Source organism: Rhodoferax ferrireducens, assembly GCF_003347515.1.
Classification (GTDB): domain Bacteria; phylum Pseudomonadota; class Gammaproteobacteria; order Burkholderiales; family Burkholderiaceae_C; genus Rhodoferax.
The window spans coordinates 92,001-108,449 of the sequence record NZ_QEII01000256.1; the positions used below are offsets into that span (position 1 = coordinate 92,001).

Genomic DNA, 16,449 nt, shown 5'->3' on the forward strand with positions numbered 1-16,449 from the left:
TGTAATTAAGTCCGCGATTGTAGGGTGGGCGCCCAGTCAGCAATGTCAGCGAGAGATTTGGTGACCTGGGCACCACTGCCATCACGCAACGACTTGACGGTCAGCAGGTTCCTGGAAATCTCATCCGCACCAAAAATAAGGGCGTGACGAGCTCCGCTGGCGTCGGCTCGTTTGAATTGAGACTTCATGCTGCCCATGCCTTCACCCGAACTGGTGTGCATTTGAACACTGACACCTACGGCTCTTAACGACTGCAATGTCTGCAACACCAAGGGCAGGGCAAGAACATCGGGCACGATCGCATAGGCATCAAGAGGCTCCACTACCGTGCCCAAACCCTGCTCTTTGATGAGCTCCAACACCCGATCTACTCCGAGCGCCCATCCAACCGCCGGTGCCGGCTTCCCACCCAATTGCTCGACCAGATAATCATAACGGCCGCCAGCACAAACCGTGCCTTGCGAACCCAGCCGGTCCGTCGTGAATTCGAATACTGTCAGGTTGTAGTAGTCCATGCCCCGAACCAGACGCGGGTTAACTGTGTACGCAACACCGTTGGCATCCAGAATGGATTTCAGCGTATTGAAATGGGCCAGTGAGGCTTCCCCCAAATAGTCGAGCGGCCTCGGAGCCGACTCGACGACCGATTGCATTGCCGGGTTTTTGGTATCGAGAATCCGAAGTGGGTTGCTGTACAAACGCCGCCTGGCATCTTCATCCAGCATATCCGCGTGCAGTTCGAAATGGGCAATGAGGGCCTGTCGGTGCAGCAAACGTTCTTGAGGTTGACCCAGACTGTTAAGTTCGAGTCGAACATCGGTCAAACCCACATCCTTCCACAACGCAACCGCTAGCAAAATAAGTTCAGCATCCACCTCTGCCCCGCCAAAACCAAGCGCCTCGGCGCCGATTTGGTCGAACTGGCGATAACGCCCGCGCTGTGGTCGTTCATGCCGAAACATCGGCCCCATGTAATACAGACGCTTGCCACCGTCGTACAACATGGAATGCTCCACAACCGCCCGCACCACTCCGGCAGTAGCTTCAGGACGAAGCGTCAATGGGTCGCCGTTAAGGCGATCTTCAAAGGAGTACATCTCCTTTTCAACAATATCTGTGACTTCCCCCAACCCCCGCACGAACAGCGGCGTACGCTCAACGATTGGCGTGCGAATGTTCCGGTAGGCGTAGCGTGCCATCAAGATGCGCACTCTATTTTCAAGCCACTCAACCGCTGCTGAATCCGGGGGCAGAACATCGTTCATGCCCTTGACAGCGGTCAGTTTCTCTGACTTTGTCCCAATTTCTTTTTCACTCATGAATTCATTCAAGACGTTTCGGCAGTCGCATGAACAGCAAAACGTTTTTCAACATAGTTTTCAACAATCTTCTGAAATTCCTGCGCAATCGTGTCCCCGCGCAAGGTCAGACGTTTTTCGCCATCAATGAAGACCGGGGCGGCTGGCGCCTCCCCGGTACCAGGCAGACTGATCCCAATATCAGCATGCTTGCTTTCACCTGGCCCATTCACGATGCAACCCATCACCGCGACCTTCAGCTTTTCCACGCCTGGATATTTTTCTCGCCAGATTGGCATTTGAGCCCTCAGGAAGTCTTCAATCTGCTTGGTAAGCTCCTGAAAGGTTGTACTGGTGGTACGACCACAGCCGGGACAGGCAGTGACGCTGGGGACAAATGATCTCAGTTCCAGCGATTGAAGAATCTCGCAGGCAATCACCACCTCCTGGGTTCGGGCCTCGCCCGGCTGAGGTGTCAAGGAAACGCGAATTGTGTCCCCGATGCCCTCCTGCAACAAAATGGAAAGCGCTGTCGCAGAAGCAACTGCTCCCTTGGTCCCCATTCCGGCCTCGGTCAAACCCAAATGAAGCGGGTAGTCGCAACGCTTGGCCAGCTCGCGATAGACCGAAACCAGATCCTGCACGCCACTGACTTTGCACGAAAGAATGATCTGATTCTCATCCATGCCCATCTCCGAAGCGCGACGAGCAGAGGCAAGGGCTGAAGTAATCAAAGCTTCATACATGACCGACTTGGCATCCCAGGGTTTGGGTCGGCGATTGTTTTCATCCATCAAGCCCGCCAGCAATTCCTGATCCAGGCTTCCCCAGTTCACACCGATACGGACGGGTTTTGCCCATCGCATCGCCGCTTCAATCATCAATCCAAACTGCTTATCGCGCTTGTCGCCCTTGCCCACATTGCCGGGGTTGATCCGGTATTTGGACAAGGCTTGTGCGCACGCCGGAAAATCAGTCAGCAATCGGTGACCGTTGTAATGGAAGTCGCCAATCAAAGGAACATCCACGCCCATCCGGTCAAGTTGCTCCCGAACGTGTGGCACGGCCTGTGCCGCCTCCGGTGTATTGACGGTCAGGCGCACCAACTCGGACCCGGCCAACGCCAATTCCTTGACTTGAATTGCGGTGCCGATGACGTCGACCGTGTCCGTATTGGTCATGGACTGAATACGCACTGGCGCATCACCGCCGACGGTGATGATATTTGCACCCCAAACTACACGAGCTTGACGGGACCGGCTCGCTTTGGGTCTCGCTGAATTAATCGGCAATAAAGAATCCATTACTTCACCTCAAAACGAGCAACGTTGTCTTTTGCAATGCGCGTCAGATCAAATGGCTTGCCACGCACCTGAACCTCCATGGTATCGGCCCGCCCCACCACCACCGAAAGCGGCATGACGCCAGATGCACCAACGGTCTCTCCATTTGTCATGGTTTTGCGTACTTGAACCACCCCACTGGCATCAACGGCTTCAATCCAGGACACGCCATGCGACTTAAAGACGATTAATCCTGTTGTTTCACCCGAACCAGACACCATCGCAGGCAGGACACTCGATGATGCAGCGGACGCAGGACGAACTGCCAATGGCGCATCGGCACTTGCCGGTGGCAAGGCGGGTTCCTGGGATGCCGCCACCGCCTCAGCAGGTAGCGAATTCTCAGAGATCATTGGCGCCAGCGTTGGGAGTGACACAATCGAGCCAGTCGCCTCAGACCCCGGGACGCTGCCAAGTCCGGCTCGCTGAATGAATGGAAGAAGAACAAGTGCGGCCACACCAACCAGAAGCAAAAGAACAGCCAGAACAAAAGGCTTGGAGAGTTGGCTCCAGGACAGGAAACCCACCCCATCTCCGGCGACACGAAACGGTGTGTTGATTCCCGACTCATCCGTCTTCAGTCGTGGTGCCATCGTGTGTGGCAATCTCTCCAATATTGGAGCCGGATCAATTTTCAGGGTTCGACAAACGCTGGCAGCAAGAGCGCGAACAAAGACCACGTCTGGTAATAGATCAAATCTGTCTGTTTCAAGCGCATCCAGTTTTTTGACGGGAACTTTTAGCAAGACAGCCAGTGCAGCTATGTGCAACCCTTCCGCTTCGCGCGCTTGTCGCAGCATGGCACCGCCAGATATCTGCGCCGCCGACGTCCGATCGAAGGTCATATCTTCAGAGTTCGGTGAAATATTCTCACTCATCGAATGCACCCCGTTGGTGAGCGCCAGTCTCGCGTGACTGTGGAAAACGTTTCACCAACTGGGCTGCAAGCTGCAGCATGGCATCACGATTTTCCATGCGCCGTTCAACTTTGATCCCCAACCAAAGAGACTCCGCATTTGCCAGCTCACTGTTGTTCAGGCGCCGGACATAGAACTGTGCGCGAATGAAATCGCCTCGCTGGAACAGCAAAGTCGCCAGGTTGTACGCCGTGATGGGATTGCCCGCATCAAACTCGTAAGACTTCAACAGGCTTAATTCAGCTTCTTCTCGCAAACCAGCCCTCATCTGGCACAGGCCTTGAGCCCTGAAGGTTTTGGCCCGCTCTCCATACTGCGGGTTTGAGAGTGCCTGGGAGAAGAGCTGCTGCGCCTCGGGGTAGCGCGCTTGCTGGCAGAGCAACCACGCAAGGTTGTGCATGACATTCGAATCGTGCGGACTGATGGACAGTGCCTTTTTGAAACTCGCTTCTGCGAACCGGAAATCATTGAGGCGCATGTAAATCAGGCCGCGCAGACTGTAGGCGTCACCATATGCGGGATCCGCAGCAATGGACTGCTTGAGTTCATCCAGGGCGATAGTCGTTTGCCCCTGCTCAAAATAGCCAACCGCCAGTTCGAGCCGAATACGAGCACGCTTGCGCGCCTCGGGCTCATCCGAATCAGTCACAACTTCCACCCCGCTGCCCGCGGGTCCAGCCCCAGCCGATGTTGAAGCGCAGCCAGAAATGCCGGCCAATCCAGCCGCAAGCAGGCAAGCTGAGAACAACCATCGCTTGATTTGAAACCATCTCGCCGCATTCATATTCATGCCTCAAGTCTCCTTGAACGCCGCAAACGGCTTCAGCATCACCGTGCGTTGACGCGCGATTCTCTGGCTGATACCTGTACGATCTTTAACGTCACCGGCCAACTGACCACACGCCGCATCAATATCATCGCCGCGAGTTTTACGTATTGTTGTGACAATTCCGGCGTCACTTAATATTGCGGCAAAAGCCTTGACTTGTTCTGGCGCAGATCGAATCAAACCAGATGCAGGAAATGGGTTAAACGGAATCAGATTGAACTTGCACCAAACTCCGCCACTTGCATACTGACGGACCAAGCTCACCAGTTGATGCGCATGCTCGGCTTGGTCGTTAACGCCATCAAGCATGCAGTATTCAAAAGTAATAAAGTCTCTCGGCGCGTAGGCCAAATAACGATTGCAGGCTTCCAGCAACTCGGCAATCGGATATTTTTTATTAAGCGGCACCAGGTTGTCCCGCAAAGCGTCATCCGGCGCGTGCAGGGATACGGCAAGCGCAACTGGACAGTCCTGTGCCAGGCGATCCATCATCGGAACAACACCCGATGTTGAAACCGTCACACGCCGTCGTGACAAGCCATAGCCATGGTCATCCAGCATGACGCGCAATGCAGGTAGTAATTCGGAATAATTCTGCAAGGGCTCGCCCATGCCCATCATCACCACGTTCGAAATGACACGTTCATTACGCTGCAGATGCTTTCTCAAGAAATGCTCGGCAAACCACAATTGGGCGACAATTTCACCGGCTCTCAGGTTTCGGCTAAAGCCTTGGTGCCCCGTGGAACAAAACCGGCACCCAACAGCGCAACCGGCCTGCGAAGAAATACAGAGCGTTCCGCGATCAACTTCAGGAATGAAAACGGCTTCAACCGCATCACCCCCCCCAACGTCAAACAACCATTTGATGGTGCCATCTGACGAAATGTGCTCCGAGATCACATCCAGTGCTTTAACATGGGCACCAACCTTGAGCTTCTCGCGCAAGGACTTTGCGAGATCACTCATATCATCAAAACTGGCCGCGCCTTTTTGATGAATCCATCGAAACAGCTGGACGGCGCGGAACCGCTTTTCGCCCAGCCGCTCACAAAAAACGGCCAAACCCTCGAGGTCGTAATCGAGCAAATTGACCGTCATTGAATGACTTATCGGGAGTAAACGTTCATGCCGGCGAAGAAGAAGGCCACTTCAACTGCGGCCGCTTCAACAGCGTCGGAGCCGTGAACAGCGTTGGCATCAATGCTGTCAGCAAAGTCAGCACGGATGGTGCCAGGGGCTGCTTTTTTCGGATCGGTCGCACCCATGAGGTCACGATTTTTCAACACGGCATTTTCGCCTTCCAGAGCCTGGATCATGACAGGGCCGGAAACCATGAAATCGACGAGGTCTTTGAAAAAAGAACGCTCTTTGTGCGCTGCGTAAAAAGCCTCAGCCTCACCGCGTGACAACTGAACCATCTTGGCTGCGACCACCTTCAGGCCGGCAGCTTCGAAACGTGCGTAAATTTGCCCAATAACATTTTTGGCAACCGCATCGGGTTTAATAATAGAGAGAGTACGTTCGATAGTCATGAGTTTTTCCTGAACTTAATATTTAAATATTTGCCCGTCGGGCAAAGCCAAGAATTTTAACCTGTATGCCACAACAAATGACTTGGGTTGGAAAATAGCCCATGCGGCGCAATCCTAAAACTCAATGACAATGCTTGTGTCGACGAAATTGTTAACGTCCTCGTCCACCTCGACGTTGCCCGCCCCCCGAACCGCCACCACGTCGTTGGCCTTGGCCACTCCCCTGGTCCTGCCGCTGGCGCGTGAAACTATCGGCACCAATATAGCCAAAAGCTGTTTTCATCGGGTCCGGCTGAGCCGCCCCCGCTTGCCGATCGCCAGGCTCCGCACGACTCTTCCGGCCTTGTCCAATATCCTTGGCTCCGCCGGCCGATGCATTACGCTGGCCGCTTCCTGAGCTGCGTGGACCATTGCCACGCCCGCCTCGACGCTGATTGCGCGCTCCGGGCTCACGACCCGACGCATCGCGTCGCGACACGTCCGGTCCGCCTGGACCGGCCTCATCCCCCTGCGCCCTGGAACTTCGCGTGCCGGCTACTTGCATCAATGACTTAATATCGCCCTCGTCCAACTCCATCCAGGCACCGCGCTTGAGACCCCGGGGCAAAACCATGGCACCATACCGAATTCGTATCAATCGACTCACCGCATGGCCGACCGCTTCAAACATGCGGCGAACCTCCCGGTTGCGCCCCTCAGAAATCGTGACTCGGTACCAGCAGTTTGAGCCCTCACCGCCACCCTCTTCAATTGAGCCGAATTGAGCTACTCCGTCATCGAGTTTGACCCCCTCAAGCAGCCGTTGCTTCTCGTCCTTATTCAGAGCCCCAAGCACTCGCACGGCATACTCCCGTTCCAGTCCAAAACGGGGGTGCATCAAGTTGTTTGCCAACTCCCCTGAACTGGTAAACAGCAAGAGGCCTTCGGTATTGAGATCCAGTCGCCCCACCGATTGCCATTTGCCTTGAAACAGCTTGGGCAGTCTGCGAAACACGGTTGGACGATTTTGTGGATCATCGTGTGTCACCACTTCGCCAACAGGCTTGTGGTAAGCGATGACCCGTGCGGGCGGCGCGTCAATTCGAAACCTGATCGGCTTGCCATTGACTTTGACGTGATCGCCAAATTGAATCCGCTGACCGATATGAGCCGGTTCATTGTTGACCGTGATGCGGCCCTCCATGATCAACTGCTCCATCTCAAGTCGCGAACCCATGCCCGCCTGCGCAAGGACTTTATGCAATTTAGGCGTTTCCGCCATCGGCGCAAGTACACGCTTTGCCGGGACGACGTCTGAACTCTCTTCATCCGCGTCGAACTGGCCGGACACCACGTCGTCAAAACGATTTTCTGTATTGGCTGATGCCAGCTTCTTGTCGTCTGCAGGCCGAAGTTGCGAGGTCACGTCACGAATTGATTCATCTACCGTGGCAGGTACCTCAGCCCCTGCGTTTCCCCCCTCAGATAACCGCTCGTCCGGCTGATTCGAGGAATCCGCTTTTATCTGAGCCGGAGTGTCGGCATTGTGTACGGTCATGGTTGAGTCCCCATCAAGAAAAATAAATCGCCGCCAGAACCGGTATCGCCAGTTGTGACCGCTTGTGTCGCTTCGCCGTCGTCATTCACTGTCGGGGCTATAGCGGTAGAAATGTCCAGCTCAGCTTGGGAAGCCAGTTTGCCAATACTGAGAGCCTCCAAGGCACCAGCCTGCTGCGCTGGTGTCTCCAGCAGCGGCAATTGATCAAGGGATTCAAGCCCCAAATCATCCAAAAAATGCTTGGTCGTCGCAAAAAGCGCGGGGCGCCCTATGGCTTCGCGATGACCAATGACCTCAATCCAGCCCCTGTCTTCCAGTTGCTTGAGAAGAAGGGAGTTAACCGCCACACCCCGTATGTCTTCTATATCGCCGCGCGTCACCGGCTGCCTGTAGGCAATGATAGCCAGTGTTTCCAGCGTTGCACGGGTATAACGAGGCGGTTTTTCAGGATGCAGTCGATCAAGATACGCCCTCATTTCAGGCCGACTTTGAAAACGCCAACCTGTGGCTACGCTAACCAGCTCCACCCCACGCTGCGCCCAATCCTGCTGAAGCTCCTGCAACAGAATTTTGAGCGTATCCACGCCTAAGCCGTCGTCAAACAACACACGCATATCGCGCACTTGCAAGGGTTGCTGCGAGCAAATTAGCGCAGTCTCTAGTACGCGCTTGGCATCCGCCGTATTCATGGTATTGCGGTTCCGGAAAACACACCGTCAAGGTGCAAAATCAGTAAGATTCATTGGGGCGCAGCAGGCAGATTGATGAATCCGCAGCGCTTACCCACGGCCGTGTGCCGGGGCGCTATATTTATAGCTATCAGTTCACATTATATGCCAGCCCCCACTGGCTCAGAGCTTGCTCCAAATCTTCCGGCAAGATGGCCTGAAAAACCATGGGCATGAGAGTCACAGGATGGGTAAAGGCGAGACGGCATGCATGAAGGGCCTGTCGGTGCATGCCTGCCGCGACCGTGCCTCCATAGAGTTCATCAGCGACCAACGGATGGTTGATCGCCGCCATATGAACGCGAATCTGATGAGTTCGACCCGTGTGCAAAGTGCATCGAACCAGGCACCCTTGATCGCCGTTTTGAAGGAGTTCTATGTCTGTTCTGGCCAACTTTCCAGGATTTTTACTCATATCAACCACAGCCATCCTCAGCCGGTTACGTGGATCCCGGCCCATGGGGGCATTGACTTCGCGCGTACGTGCACCCACCCAGGGTCGATGGGCCAATGCCACATATTGGCGACTGACCTCTCGCGCGGCGATTAGTCGAATCAACGCATCCATCACCAGACGCGATCGGGCAACAACCATCAAACCACTGGTATCTTTGTCCAATCGATGAACAATCCCGGCGCGCGGCAAATTAGCGGCCTTGGCGTCATAGGCCAACAGGCCATTCAGCAGGGTGCCACTCCAGTTGCCGGGCGCCGGATGAACCACCAATCCAGCAGGCTTGTTGATCACCAACAAATGCTCATCCTCGTAGGCCACATTCAGCGCCATCATTTCCGGCTTGAACGCCTGGCTTTGAGGCGTCGGGCGCAATTCAATAGTCGCAACATCTGCAGCTTTGACCCGAGTCGATGGTTTCCGGATTAATTTCCCATTGATCGTGACCCCATCCAAATCAATCAACTGCTGCAAATAACTGCGGGAGAATTCCGGGACCAACTCGACCAGAGCCTGATCGAGACGCAGTCCATGCTGAGCCTCACCAAAATTCAGGCGGCGTAACTCCACGTCCGGACCAGTGTCTGCCCGGTCTTCCGTATCTTCACTATCGAGTCCGCTCGATATAATCAATTCGGTATTTTTCAAGAAAGTTGTCCCTCATGCTTCAAGCCAAATTATCCGTTGTCTGCGCCTGGTCGCTGGCAGGTGCAGCACTATTGCTGGCTGGATGCTCGACCACCCCAGTAGACCAGACGGCTGGATGGAGCCCCAACAAGATCTACGCTGAAGCCAAAGATGAGCTGAACTCCGGTGGGTACGACAAAGCGGTCGTTCTCTTTGAAAAACTTGAAGGTCGCGCCGCCGGAACCCCGTTGGCGCAACAAGCCCAACTTGACAAGGCCTACGCTCACTACAAAGCTGGCGAGGCGGCCCAGGCCATTGCCACCCTGGATCGGTTCATGAAATTGCATCCCGCCAGTCCGGCGCTTGATTACGCCTTGTACCTTAAGGGCATTATTAATTTCAATGACGATTTGGGCATGTTCGCGGCGATTACCCGCCAGGATCTGGCGGAACGGGATCAAAAGGCAGCCAAAGAATCCTTCGAATCTTTCAAGGAATTGGTCACCCGTTTTCCGGCATCCCGTTACGCGCCTGATGCCAGCCTGCGCATGACCTATATCGTCAACTCCCTGGCCCAGTACGAGGTGCATGTTGCGCGCTATTACTTCAACCGGGGCGCTTATGTGGCAGCGATTAACCGGGCACAAGTCGCAGTCTCCGACTACCAGGGCTTGCCGGCCTCCGAAGAGGCGCTCTTCATCATCGTTAAATCCTATGACGCGCTGGGCATGATGCCGCTGCGTGACGATGCAAAACGAGTACTCGAAAAAAACTACCCCCAGTCTGAGTACCTGACCCGCGGCTTCAAAGCCAGCACGGATCCGTGGTGGAAGGTCTGGTAAGCGCATTAAGCGCCTCTAGCAATTCCTCTTCCGAGCCGATTTTTCGCATCGGCGGCAATGCTGCCAGCAACCGTTTACCGTAGCCCATGAGGGCTAATCGGGTATCACAAACCACCAGCACACCACGATCGGATTCGCGCCGAATCAGTCGACCAGCTCCTTGCTTGAGGGCTATGGCGGCTTCGGGGATAAAGTAACTGTTGAAAACGCTGCGGCCGGCAGCCTCCAGACGCTTGGTACGCGCCTCCACCAGCGGATCGTTTGGCGGCGGAAAAGGAAGCTTGTCAATAACCAACAGTTGCAGCGTGTCTCCAGGCAAATCCACGCCTTCCCAAAAAGAAGCTGACGCCACCAGAATGCAACCGGAACCGCCGTCCCGGTTGCCAAGGCGAAAACGCGCTATCAGCTCGCGCTTCGGTTGCTCTCCCTGCACCAGAATTTCAAGAGCCCCAGAGTCTAAAAAATGCCGCTGCAATGCCTCGCTAACAGTGCGCAAAGCGCGCAGGGTTGTCGTCAGAACCAAGGTGCGGCCCCCAATCACCGGCGCGATTCGGGCCACAAGATCCGCCACCTCCGCGCTGTGGCGAGGGTCACTTGGCTTCGACAAATGCAGTGGCACGTACACGGCGGCTTGCGTGGAATAGTCAAACGGACTGCCCACTCGCAGAACTTCAGCGTCAGTCAGGCCACAGGGCTCGGTAAACCACTTCAATTTGGCGTCGCTCCCCAAGGTGGCGGAAGTAAATATCCAGGACCGCTGCGCCCCATCTTCCTCTATCGGTTGGATGAGCCGCGTCCGGACTGTGTTCGCAATATCCAGCGGCGACTCAATCAGCCTTAGCTGCGCGCCAACATCGAGCCATCGCACTGAGTCAAGCGCACAAGATCCCGAGAAAAACTCCAGCCGCTCGATAAATGCGTTGACTCGCTCGCTCAAGCGCACCAGGTCAGGCGCGATTTCACTGACTGTATCGAGTGCCTGCATGGCTCGCGTACATGCCGCGTGAAGGTCATCCAACGCATCTGTCCACTCCGACGCATTCACCTGCTCCGGCGCCACGCCGACCCAGCGCAGCTTGGCACCGGGATCAATCTTGCCCACTACCATGCGCAAATCACGTGCGGCGTGCTCAGTATCAGACGCCAGTGTTTGCCAATCAACCAGTCCGCGGGCATGCAGCAGACCGCAGGCGAGCATATCGCGGGCAAAGTCGACGAGCTGCCCGGTGCTCAATTGCCTGCCGAGAAACTGCACGCCCGTTTCATTGAGCTGATGTGCCTCATCAAAAATGACGGTCCGCACCGAAGGCAGCAACTCGGCCATGCCCGACTCGCGAACCGCCAAATCGGCAAAAAACAAATGATGGTTGATGACAACAACGTCGGCCGCCAACGCCTCCCGCCGGGCCTGGTTGACATGACAGGTCCGAAACTCGGGGCACTGCGAGCCCAGGCAATTGTCACGCGAAGAGGTAACCACTGGAATAACAGGCGAGCGCTCATCAAGCCCCGGTAGCTCCGCAAGGTCGCCCGTGCGCGTGACTTGCGCCCACTCCTCAATCTTCGCCAAAGTCCGCACCGTCACGCGATCAGGAAGGTGCGCATGTTGCCGGGCTTCGTGCAGACGATGCAGGCACAAATAACTGCCACGGCCCTTGAGCAAAGCGATGCGCACCGGCAGACCCAATGCTTCGGTCAATTGCGGCAGGTCCCGGCCAAACAACTGATCTTGCAGGGTCTTGGTTGCCGTTGAAAGCAATACACGTGCGCCACTTAACAAAGCGGGCACAAGATATGAATATGTCTTGCCAATGCCCGTCCCCGCCTCCACCACCAGCACCCCACCCTCATCAATGACACGTGCAATCGCCGTTGCCATCTCGGTTTGTCCTTCCCGGGGTGCGAACTCCTCCACCGTGCGCGACAACAAACCGCCCGGCGCGAAAGTTTCGCGAACTAGATCCTGCAAGCTCATTCGTCAAGCAGGCTCGTCAGGCGTCAGAATCCGCTCAATTCGCGTCATTTCGTCGCGCAAGCCCAGCCGCCGTTTCTTGAGCCGCCGCATCAAAAGCTCATCCAGCGGATTCTGATCATTTGCGCGGTCGATCATGGCATCAAGATCGCCATGCTCGATGCGCAGCTCAATCAGTCGACGTTCGGGAGAATGCAGGTTGGATTCCAAAATATCAGGGTGAAAGAAACACGAATCTATCGCGCTTGGTTAAGTCATGAGTTGGTTCGATAATACGACTTTCAAACGCATTTATCGGGGTCTAGGCTTTTAAGCTGTCCATCATGTCCAAAGGCTACCGACTCACCGCATCAACGGGCATCCACAAGGGTGATCGTGATTACCAGCAAGATCAGGTCATATTGTTAAGCCACGCCCGCGTCACTGGATGCGTGTTGGCTGTGCTTGCCGACGGCATGGGCGGGCGCAGTGGTGGGCGAAAAGCCTCCGATCAGGTCATGATGACCGCCAAGCAGTTGTTTGAGCGCTACTCTCCAGAGACCGACGACACACCGGCCGCGCTGATGCAGCTGGTCCAGGAAGCGCACACGGTCATCAAATTGACTGCTATTTCATCGGAGGAAGAGCCCCACAGCACGGTGGCGGCATTCTTGATCAATCCTGGGGGCGATTGCTACTGGGCGCATGCAGGTGACTCACGAATTTATCACTACCATGGCAGCAAATTCATCAAGCGAACGATGGATCACTCCTACGTTCAGGTGCTGGTCAACCGCGGCGAGATCACCGAGGAACAGGCCAGCAACCATCCCCAGTCCAATATTCTCATGGGCTGCCTGGGAACAGAAAGCGATCCTCCGGTGGATATCCACTTCATCCCCAAACTGCGCGCCGGTGACGTTTTGATGGCCTGCAGTGATGGCGTCTGGCACTACTTCAATACTGCGGAAATCGGATCCATCCTTTCCAGCCTGTCAGCCCGGGAAGCAACCGAATTCTTGATAGAAAAAGCCCGGTCCCGAGGCCATGGCGGAGGTGACAACCTGTCCCTGGTGGTGGTCAAGCTGGAGCCGCTCGGCTCGTAATTCGGTTCCCAATGACAGTCTGGGCCAGACGCCTGAACGAACTGGCCTCAGGGCTCCACAGGCAATGGTTTTGACGAGGTTCCGGATTTCTCGCTATTGCTCTTTTCCCGACTGGCCCGGTGCTCTTGCGCCTCCTTCAGTTTGTCGTTGTATTGCTTTTGTTCTTCGGCAAGCGCTTCCTTTGAACGCCCCGGCTCAATAGTTTTCTTTGCGCCCACCCGACCTGGCGTCGCGGGACCGGATGCGGCAGTTTTCTGTCTGGCGCGCTCCTCCCGCTCTTGCCGCGCCTCGCGGGCTTCACGGCGTCGGGCAGCCTCTTCTTCCATCTGTTGGGCTGAGGACTTTTCCTTGATACGTTCAAGCTGCTCCTGCGTCTTTCGCTTGCGCTCAGCGTCGTTGAGCGCAAGCTCCTGCTGGCGAAGCTTGCCAAGCACTTCGCGCCGTTGCGCGCGCGCTTTGCGCAGACAATCGGACACCGCAAACCGTGCATAACAGGCCGCTTCGTCGGACTGATAACGCGCCGCCTCGCGCGCCCGCTCAGCCTGAATACGGCTACGCTCACCTTCGCTATCTACTGCAGCAGACGGGACGATGCCAGTGCCAGCGTCTGTTGGTTGAGACCACGCCGTAGCGGTGATCAGAAACAGCGCCAACGTTAAAAATAGTCTCTTCATGTCAAACTTGTGTCAACGACACGACGCTCCAAAGCCAAAAACTCGCTGGATTGCATTTCATTCAAGCGAGACACTGTACGCGGAAACTCGTGGGCCAGGGGGCCTTCGGTGTACAAACCTTCCGGTGGCACTGCCGCTGACATGATCAACTTGACACGCCGGTCGTAAAGCACATCCACCAGCCAGGTAAAGCGACGCGCTTCCGACGCCATGCGCACCGGCATGTGGGGCACATCACTCAACAACACGGTATGAAATTGCGATGCAATCTCCAGGTAATCGTTTTGCGAGCGGGGCCCACCGCACAGCGTTTTGAAGTCAAACCAGACCAAGCCACCGGCCTTTCGGCGGGCTTGAATCGTACGAGCTTCGATATGCAAAGTCGGGTCTTCATCCTGCGTTTCTGCCAGACGGTCAAATGCATCACGCATAGCCACGTCTGCCTCGGCACCGAGCGGGACGTGGTAGAGCTTAAGTTGCTCCAGCGTACGGCGGCGGTAGTCGGTACCGTTGTCCACGTTGACGACCTGGAGTTTTTCGTTCAGCAAGGCAATCGCGGGCAAAATACGGTCACGATGCAGCCCGTTGGGATACAGCTCATCCGGTTTGAAGTTCGATGTCGCAACAAAGCCCACCCCGTTGTCAAACAGGGCTGCCAACAAGCGATGAAGAATCATGGCGTCCGTGATGTCGGCAATGTGAAACTCATCAAAACAGATCAAACGGTATTTTTTCGCAATGCGTTTGGCCAGCACATCGAGCGGATTGACGGTCCCCTGCAGGCCCGCCAGCTCGCGATGGACTTCGCGCATGAACTCATGAAAATGAAGACGGGTTTTCCGCTTCAAGGGGACCGCACCAAAAAAGCAATCCATCAAGAAGCTTTTGCCCCGCCCGACCCCACCATACATGTAAACACCGCGTGGAATGTCGGGACGGTTGATCAGCTTCTTGAAAGAGTTGGAGCGTTTTTCCTTGAAATGTGCCCACGCCCGAGCGCACACCTCCAAGGCATCCACAGCGCGCAGTTGCGCGGGATCTGCGATGTACCCACGGGCGACGAGCTCGGCTTGATAAGCTGCTTTGACGCGCAAAGAGTGAACCAAAATTGCTATAAATTAAATAGCTGCTTGCGCATACTGCACGTGCGCAAACGGCATTTTTTATATAAATTAGAAGTTCAGCGTGCGCTTGTCCACTGCCAGCGCGGCTTCCTTGGTCGCCTCGCTCAGGGACGGATGCGCATGGCAAATACGGGCGATATCTTCGCTGCTGGCCCGGAACTCCATCGCCACCACACACTCGGCAATCAATTCGCTGGCCATGGGGCCGACGATGTGCACACCGAGAATTTCGTCCGTGGTCGCATCGGCCAGCATTTTGACCATGCCGGTCGTATCGCCCAATGCGCGCGCGCGTCCATTCGCCAGAAACGGGAAGGTACCGGCCTTGAAAGCCACGCCATCGGCCTTGAGCTGCTGCTCGGTGCGGCCCACCCAGGCGATTTCGGGGTTGGTGTATATCACCCAGGGGATGGTATTGAAGTTGACATGACCATGCTGACCGGCAATGCGCTCAGCCACGGCAACGCCTTCTTCCTCAGCCTTGTGCGCCAGCATCGGGCCGCGCACCACGTCGCCAACCGCCCACACACCCGGCAAGCTGGTGCGGCACTGATCGTCCACGACAATCGCGCCACGTTCGTCGAGCGCCAGGCCCACCGCTTCGGCGTTCAGGCCAATGGTGTTGGGCACGCGGCCAATCGAGACGATCAGCTTGTCCACTTCCAGCGTTTGGGCTTCGCCCTTGGCATTGGTCCAGGCGACGCTCACGCCCTTCTTGCTCTTCTTGATCTCGCCGACAGTGACGCCGAGTTCAACTTTGAGTCCTTGTTTGACGAAGGCTTTGCTTGCTTCCTTGGCAATCTGATCATCCACCACGCTCAAAAGGGTAGGCAAGCCTTCCAGAATAGTGACTTCAGAACCCAGACGACGCCAGACGGAACCCATCTCAAGTCCGATGACGCCAGAGCCAATCAGGCCCAGTTTCTTTGGCAGTGTGCCGATGCGCAGCGCACCGTCATTGGAAAGAATGGTTTCCTCATCAAACGCCGTGCCGGGCAAGGCCCGGGCATTTGACCCGGTGGCCACGATGATTTGCTTGCCCACCAGCGATTCTTCGGCCGCACCGGCCACCTTGAGCTCGTAGCCGCCCTCGACCGCTTTCACAAAGGAGGCGCGGCCGTGGAAGAAGGCAACCTTGTTTTTCTTGAGCAGGTACTGGATACCGTCGTTGTTCTGCTTGACCACAGAATCCTTGCGCGCCACCATTTTGGCCACATCCATGGTCACACTCTTCACTTCAATGCCGTGGTCGGCAAAGTGATGGTTGGCATGGTCAAAGTGCTCGGAGGACTGCAGCAGCGCCTTGCTCGGGATGCAACCCACGTTGGTGCAGGTGCCGCCCAGGGCCGGACCGCCCTTGCTGTTTTTCCATTCGTCGATGCAGGCAACGTTCATACCCAGTTGCGCCGCACGAATGGCCGCGATATAGCCCCCAGGGCCACCGCCGATGACGATCACGTCGAATTGTTTGCTCATGAGAATTC

General features: G+C 55.9%; 16 protein-coding genes. 2 read left to right on the plus strand and 14 right to left on the minus strand.

All coding sequences use genetic code 11. The annotated features are described in order from the left end of the window. Positions 1-5: 5 nt before the first annotated feature. The 9 genes from hisS to C5P05_RS09140 all read right to left on the minus strand — a co-directional run bounded on the left by hisS (position 6) and on the right by C5P05_RS09140 (position 9,289). Positions 6-1,319 carry a histidine--tRNA ligase gene (gene hisS, locus C5P05_RS09100; protein WP_114969521.1) on the minus strand — a complete coding sequence of 438 codons (1,314 nt, stop codon included), beginning with the start codon at positions 1,317-1,319 and terminating at the stop codon, positions 6-8. An 8-nt stretch (positions 1,320-1,327) separates the two neighbouring features. Then, positions 1,328-2,602, minus strand: coding sequence for a flavodoxin-dependent (E)-4-hydroxy-3-methylbut-2-enyl-diphosphate synthase (ispG, locus tag C5P05_RS09105; protein ID WP_114969522.1), 1,275 nt, complete (start codon positions 2,600-2,602; stop codon positions 1,328-1,330). Then, positions 2,602-3,519 (minus strand): helix-turn-helix domain-containing protein, encoded by a 918-nt coding sequence (locus tag C5P05_RS09110; RefSeq protein WP_114969523.1) that lies wholly within the window; start codon positions 3,517-3,519, stop codon positions 2,602-2,604. Before C5P05_RS09110 ends, ispG begins: the two co-directional genes overlap by 1 nt. Beyond that, positions 3,512-4,348, minus strand: a complete 837-nt coding sequence (pilW, locus tag C5P05_RS09115; RefSeq protein ID WP_114969524.1) for a type IV pilus biogenesis/stability protein PilW — start codon at positions 4,346-4,348, stop codon at positions 3,512-3,514. Before pilW ends, C5P05_RS09110 begins: the two co-directional genes overlap by 8 nt. A 3-nt stretch (positions 4,349-4,351) precedes the next feature. Further along, positions 4,352-5,488, minus strand: coding sequence for a 23S rRNA (adenine(2503)-C(2))-methyltransferase RlmN (gene rlmN, locus C5P05_RS09120; protein WP_114969525.1), 1,137 nt, complete (start codon positions 5,486-5,488; stop codon positions 4,352-4,354). Between the two features lie 8 nt (positions 5,489-5,496). Next, positions 5,497-5,922: a nucleoside-diphosphate kinase gene (ndk, locus tag C5P05_RS09125; protein WP_114969526.1), complete on the minus strand. Its 426-nt coding sequence runs from the start codon at positions 5,920-5,922 to the stop codon at positions 5,497-5,499. A gap of 151 nt (positions 5,923-6,073) precedes the next feature. Then, positions 6,074-7,459 (minus strand): pseudouridine synthase, encoded by a 1,386-nt coding sequence (locus C5P05_RS09130; RefSeq protein ID WP_114969527.1) that lies wholly within the window; start codon positions 7,457-7,459, stop codon positions 6,074-6,076. Continuing rightward, positions 7,456-8,148, minus strand: a complete 693-nt coding sequence (scpB, locus tag C5P05_RS09135; protein WP_114969528.1) for an SMC-Scp complex subunit ScpB — start codon at positions 8,146-8,148, stop codon at positions 7,456-7,458. The genes C5P05_RS09130 and scpB overlap by 4 nt, the downstream gene beginning before the upstream one ends. Positions 8,149-8,278: 130 nt before the next feature. Continuing rightward, positions 8,279-9,289 (minus strand): RluA family pseudouridine synthase, encoded by a 1,011-nt coding sequence (locus tag C5P05_RS09140; protein ID WP_114969529.1) that lies wholly within the window; start codon positions 9,287-9,289, stop codon positions 8,279-8,281. A 14-nt stretch (positions 9,290-9,303) separates the two neighbouring features. Here C5P05_RS09140 and C5P05_RS09145 point away from each other — a divergent pair, with 14 nt between their 5' ends. Continuing rightward, the gene (locus tag C5P05_RS09145; protein WP_114969530.1) at positions 9,304-10,110 is read left to right on the plus strand and encodes an outer membrane protein assembly factor BamD; all 807 of its coding nucleotides are present in this window, start codon (positions 9,304-9,306) and stop codon (positions 10,108-10,110) included. Here C5P05_RS09145 and C5P05_RS09150 read toward each other — a convergent pair. Beyond that, positions 10,073-12,085 (minus strand): ATP-dependent DNA helicase, encoded by a 2,013-nt coding sequence (locus C5P05_RS09150; protein WP_114969531.1) that lies wholly within the window; start codon positions 12,083-12,085, stop codon positions 10,073-10,075. The two genes, C5P05_RS09145 and C5P05_RS09150, sit on opposite strands and share 38 nt — an antisense overlap. 3 nt (positions 12,086-12,088) lie before the next feature. Continuing rightward, positions 12,089-12,292: a YdcH family protein gene (locus C5P05_RS09155; RefSeq protein ID WP_114969532.1), complete on the minus strand. Its 204-nt coding sequence runs from the start codon at positions 12,290-12,292 to the stop codon at positions 12,089-12,091. A 113-nt stretch (positions 12,293-12,405) separates the two neighbouring features. On the opposite strand from C5P05_RS09155, the gene C5P05_RS09160 reads away from it, so the two are divergent. After that, positions 12,406-13,167, plus strand: coding sequence for a PP2C family protein-serine/threonine phosphatase (locus tag C5P05_RS09160; RefSeq protein WP_114969533.1), 762 nt, complete (start codon positions 12,406-12,408; stop codon positions 13,165-13,167). Between the two features lie 47 nt (positions 13,168-13,214). On the opposite strand, the gene C5P05_RS09165 is transcribed toward C5P05_RS09160, so the two are convergent. The 3 genes from C5P05_RS09165 to lpdA all read right to left on the minus strand — a co-directional run bounded on the left by C5P05_RS09165 (position 13,215) and on the right by lpdA (position 16,441). Then, positions 13,215-13,841 carry a hypothetical protein gene (locus tag C5P05_RS09165; protein WP_114969534.1) on the minus strand — a complete coding sequence of 209 codons (627 nt, stop codon included), beginning with the start codon at positions 13,839-13,841 and terminating at the stop codon, positions 13,215-13,217. Next, positions 13,838-14,935, minus strand: coding sequence for a cell division protein ZapE (zapE, locus tag C5P05_RS09170; protein ID WP_114969535.1), 1,098 nt, complete (start codon positions 14,933-14,935; stop codon positions 13,838-13,840). The genes C5P05_RS09165 and zapE overlap by 4 nt, the downstream gene beginning before the upstream one ends. A 78-nt stretch (positions 14,936-15,013) precedes the next feature. After that, entirely contained in the window at positions 15,014-16,441 is a 1,428-nt protein-coding gene (gene lpdA / locus C5P05_RS09175; RefSeq protein ID WP_114969536.1) for a dihydrolipoyl dehydrogenase, read from the minus strand. Between the last annotated feature and the right edge of the window lie 8 nt (positions 16,442-16,449).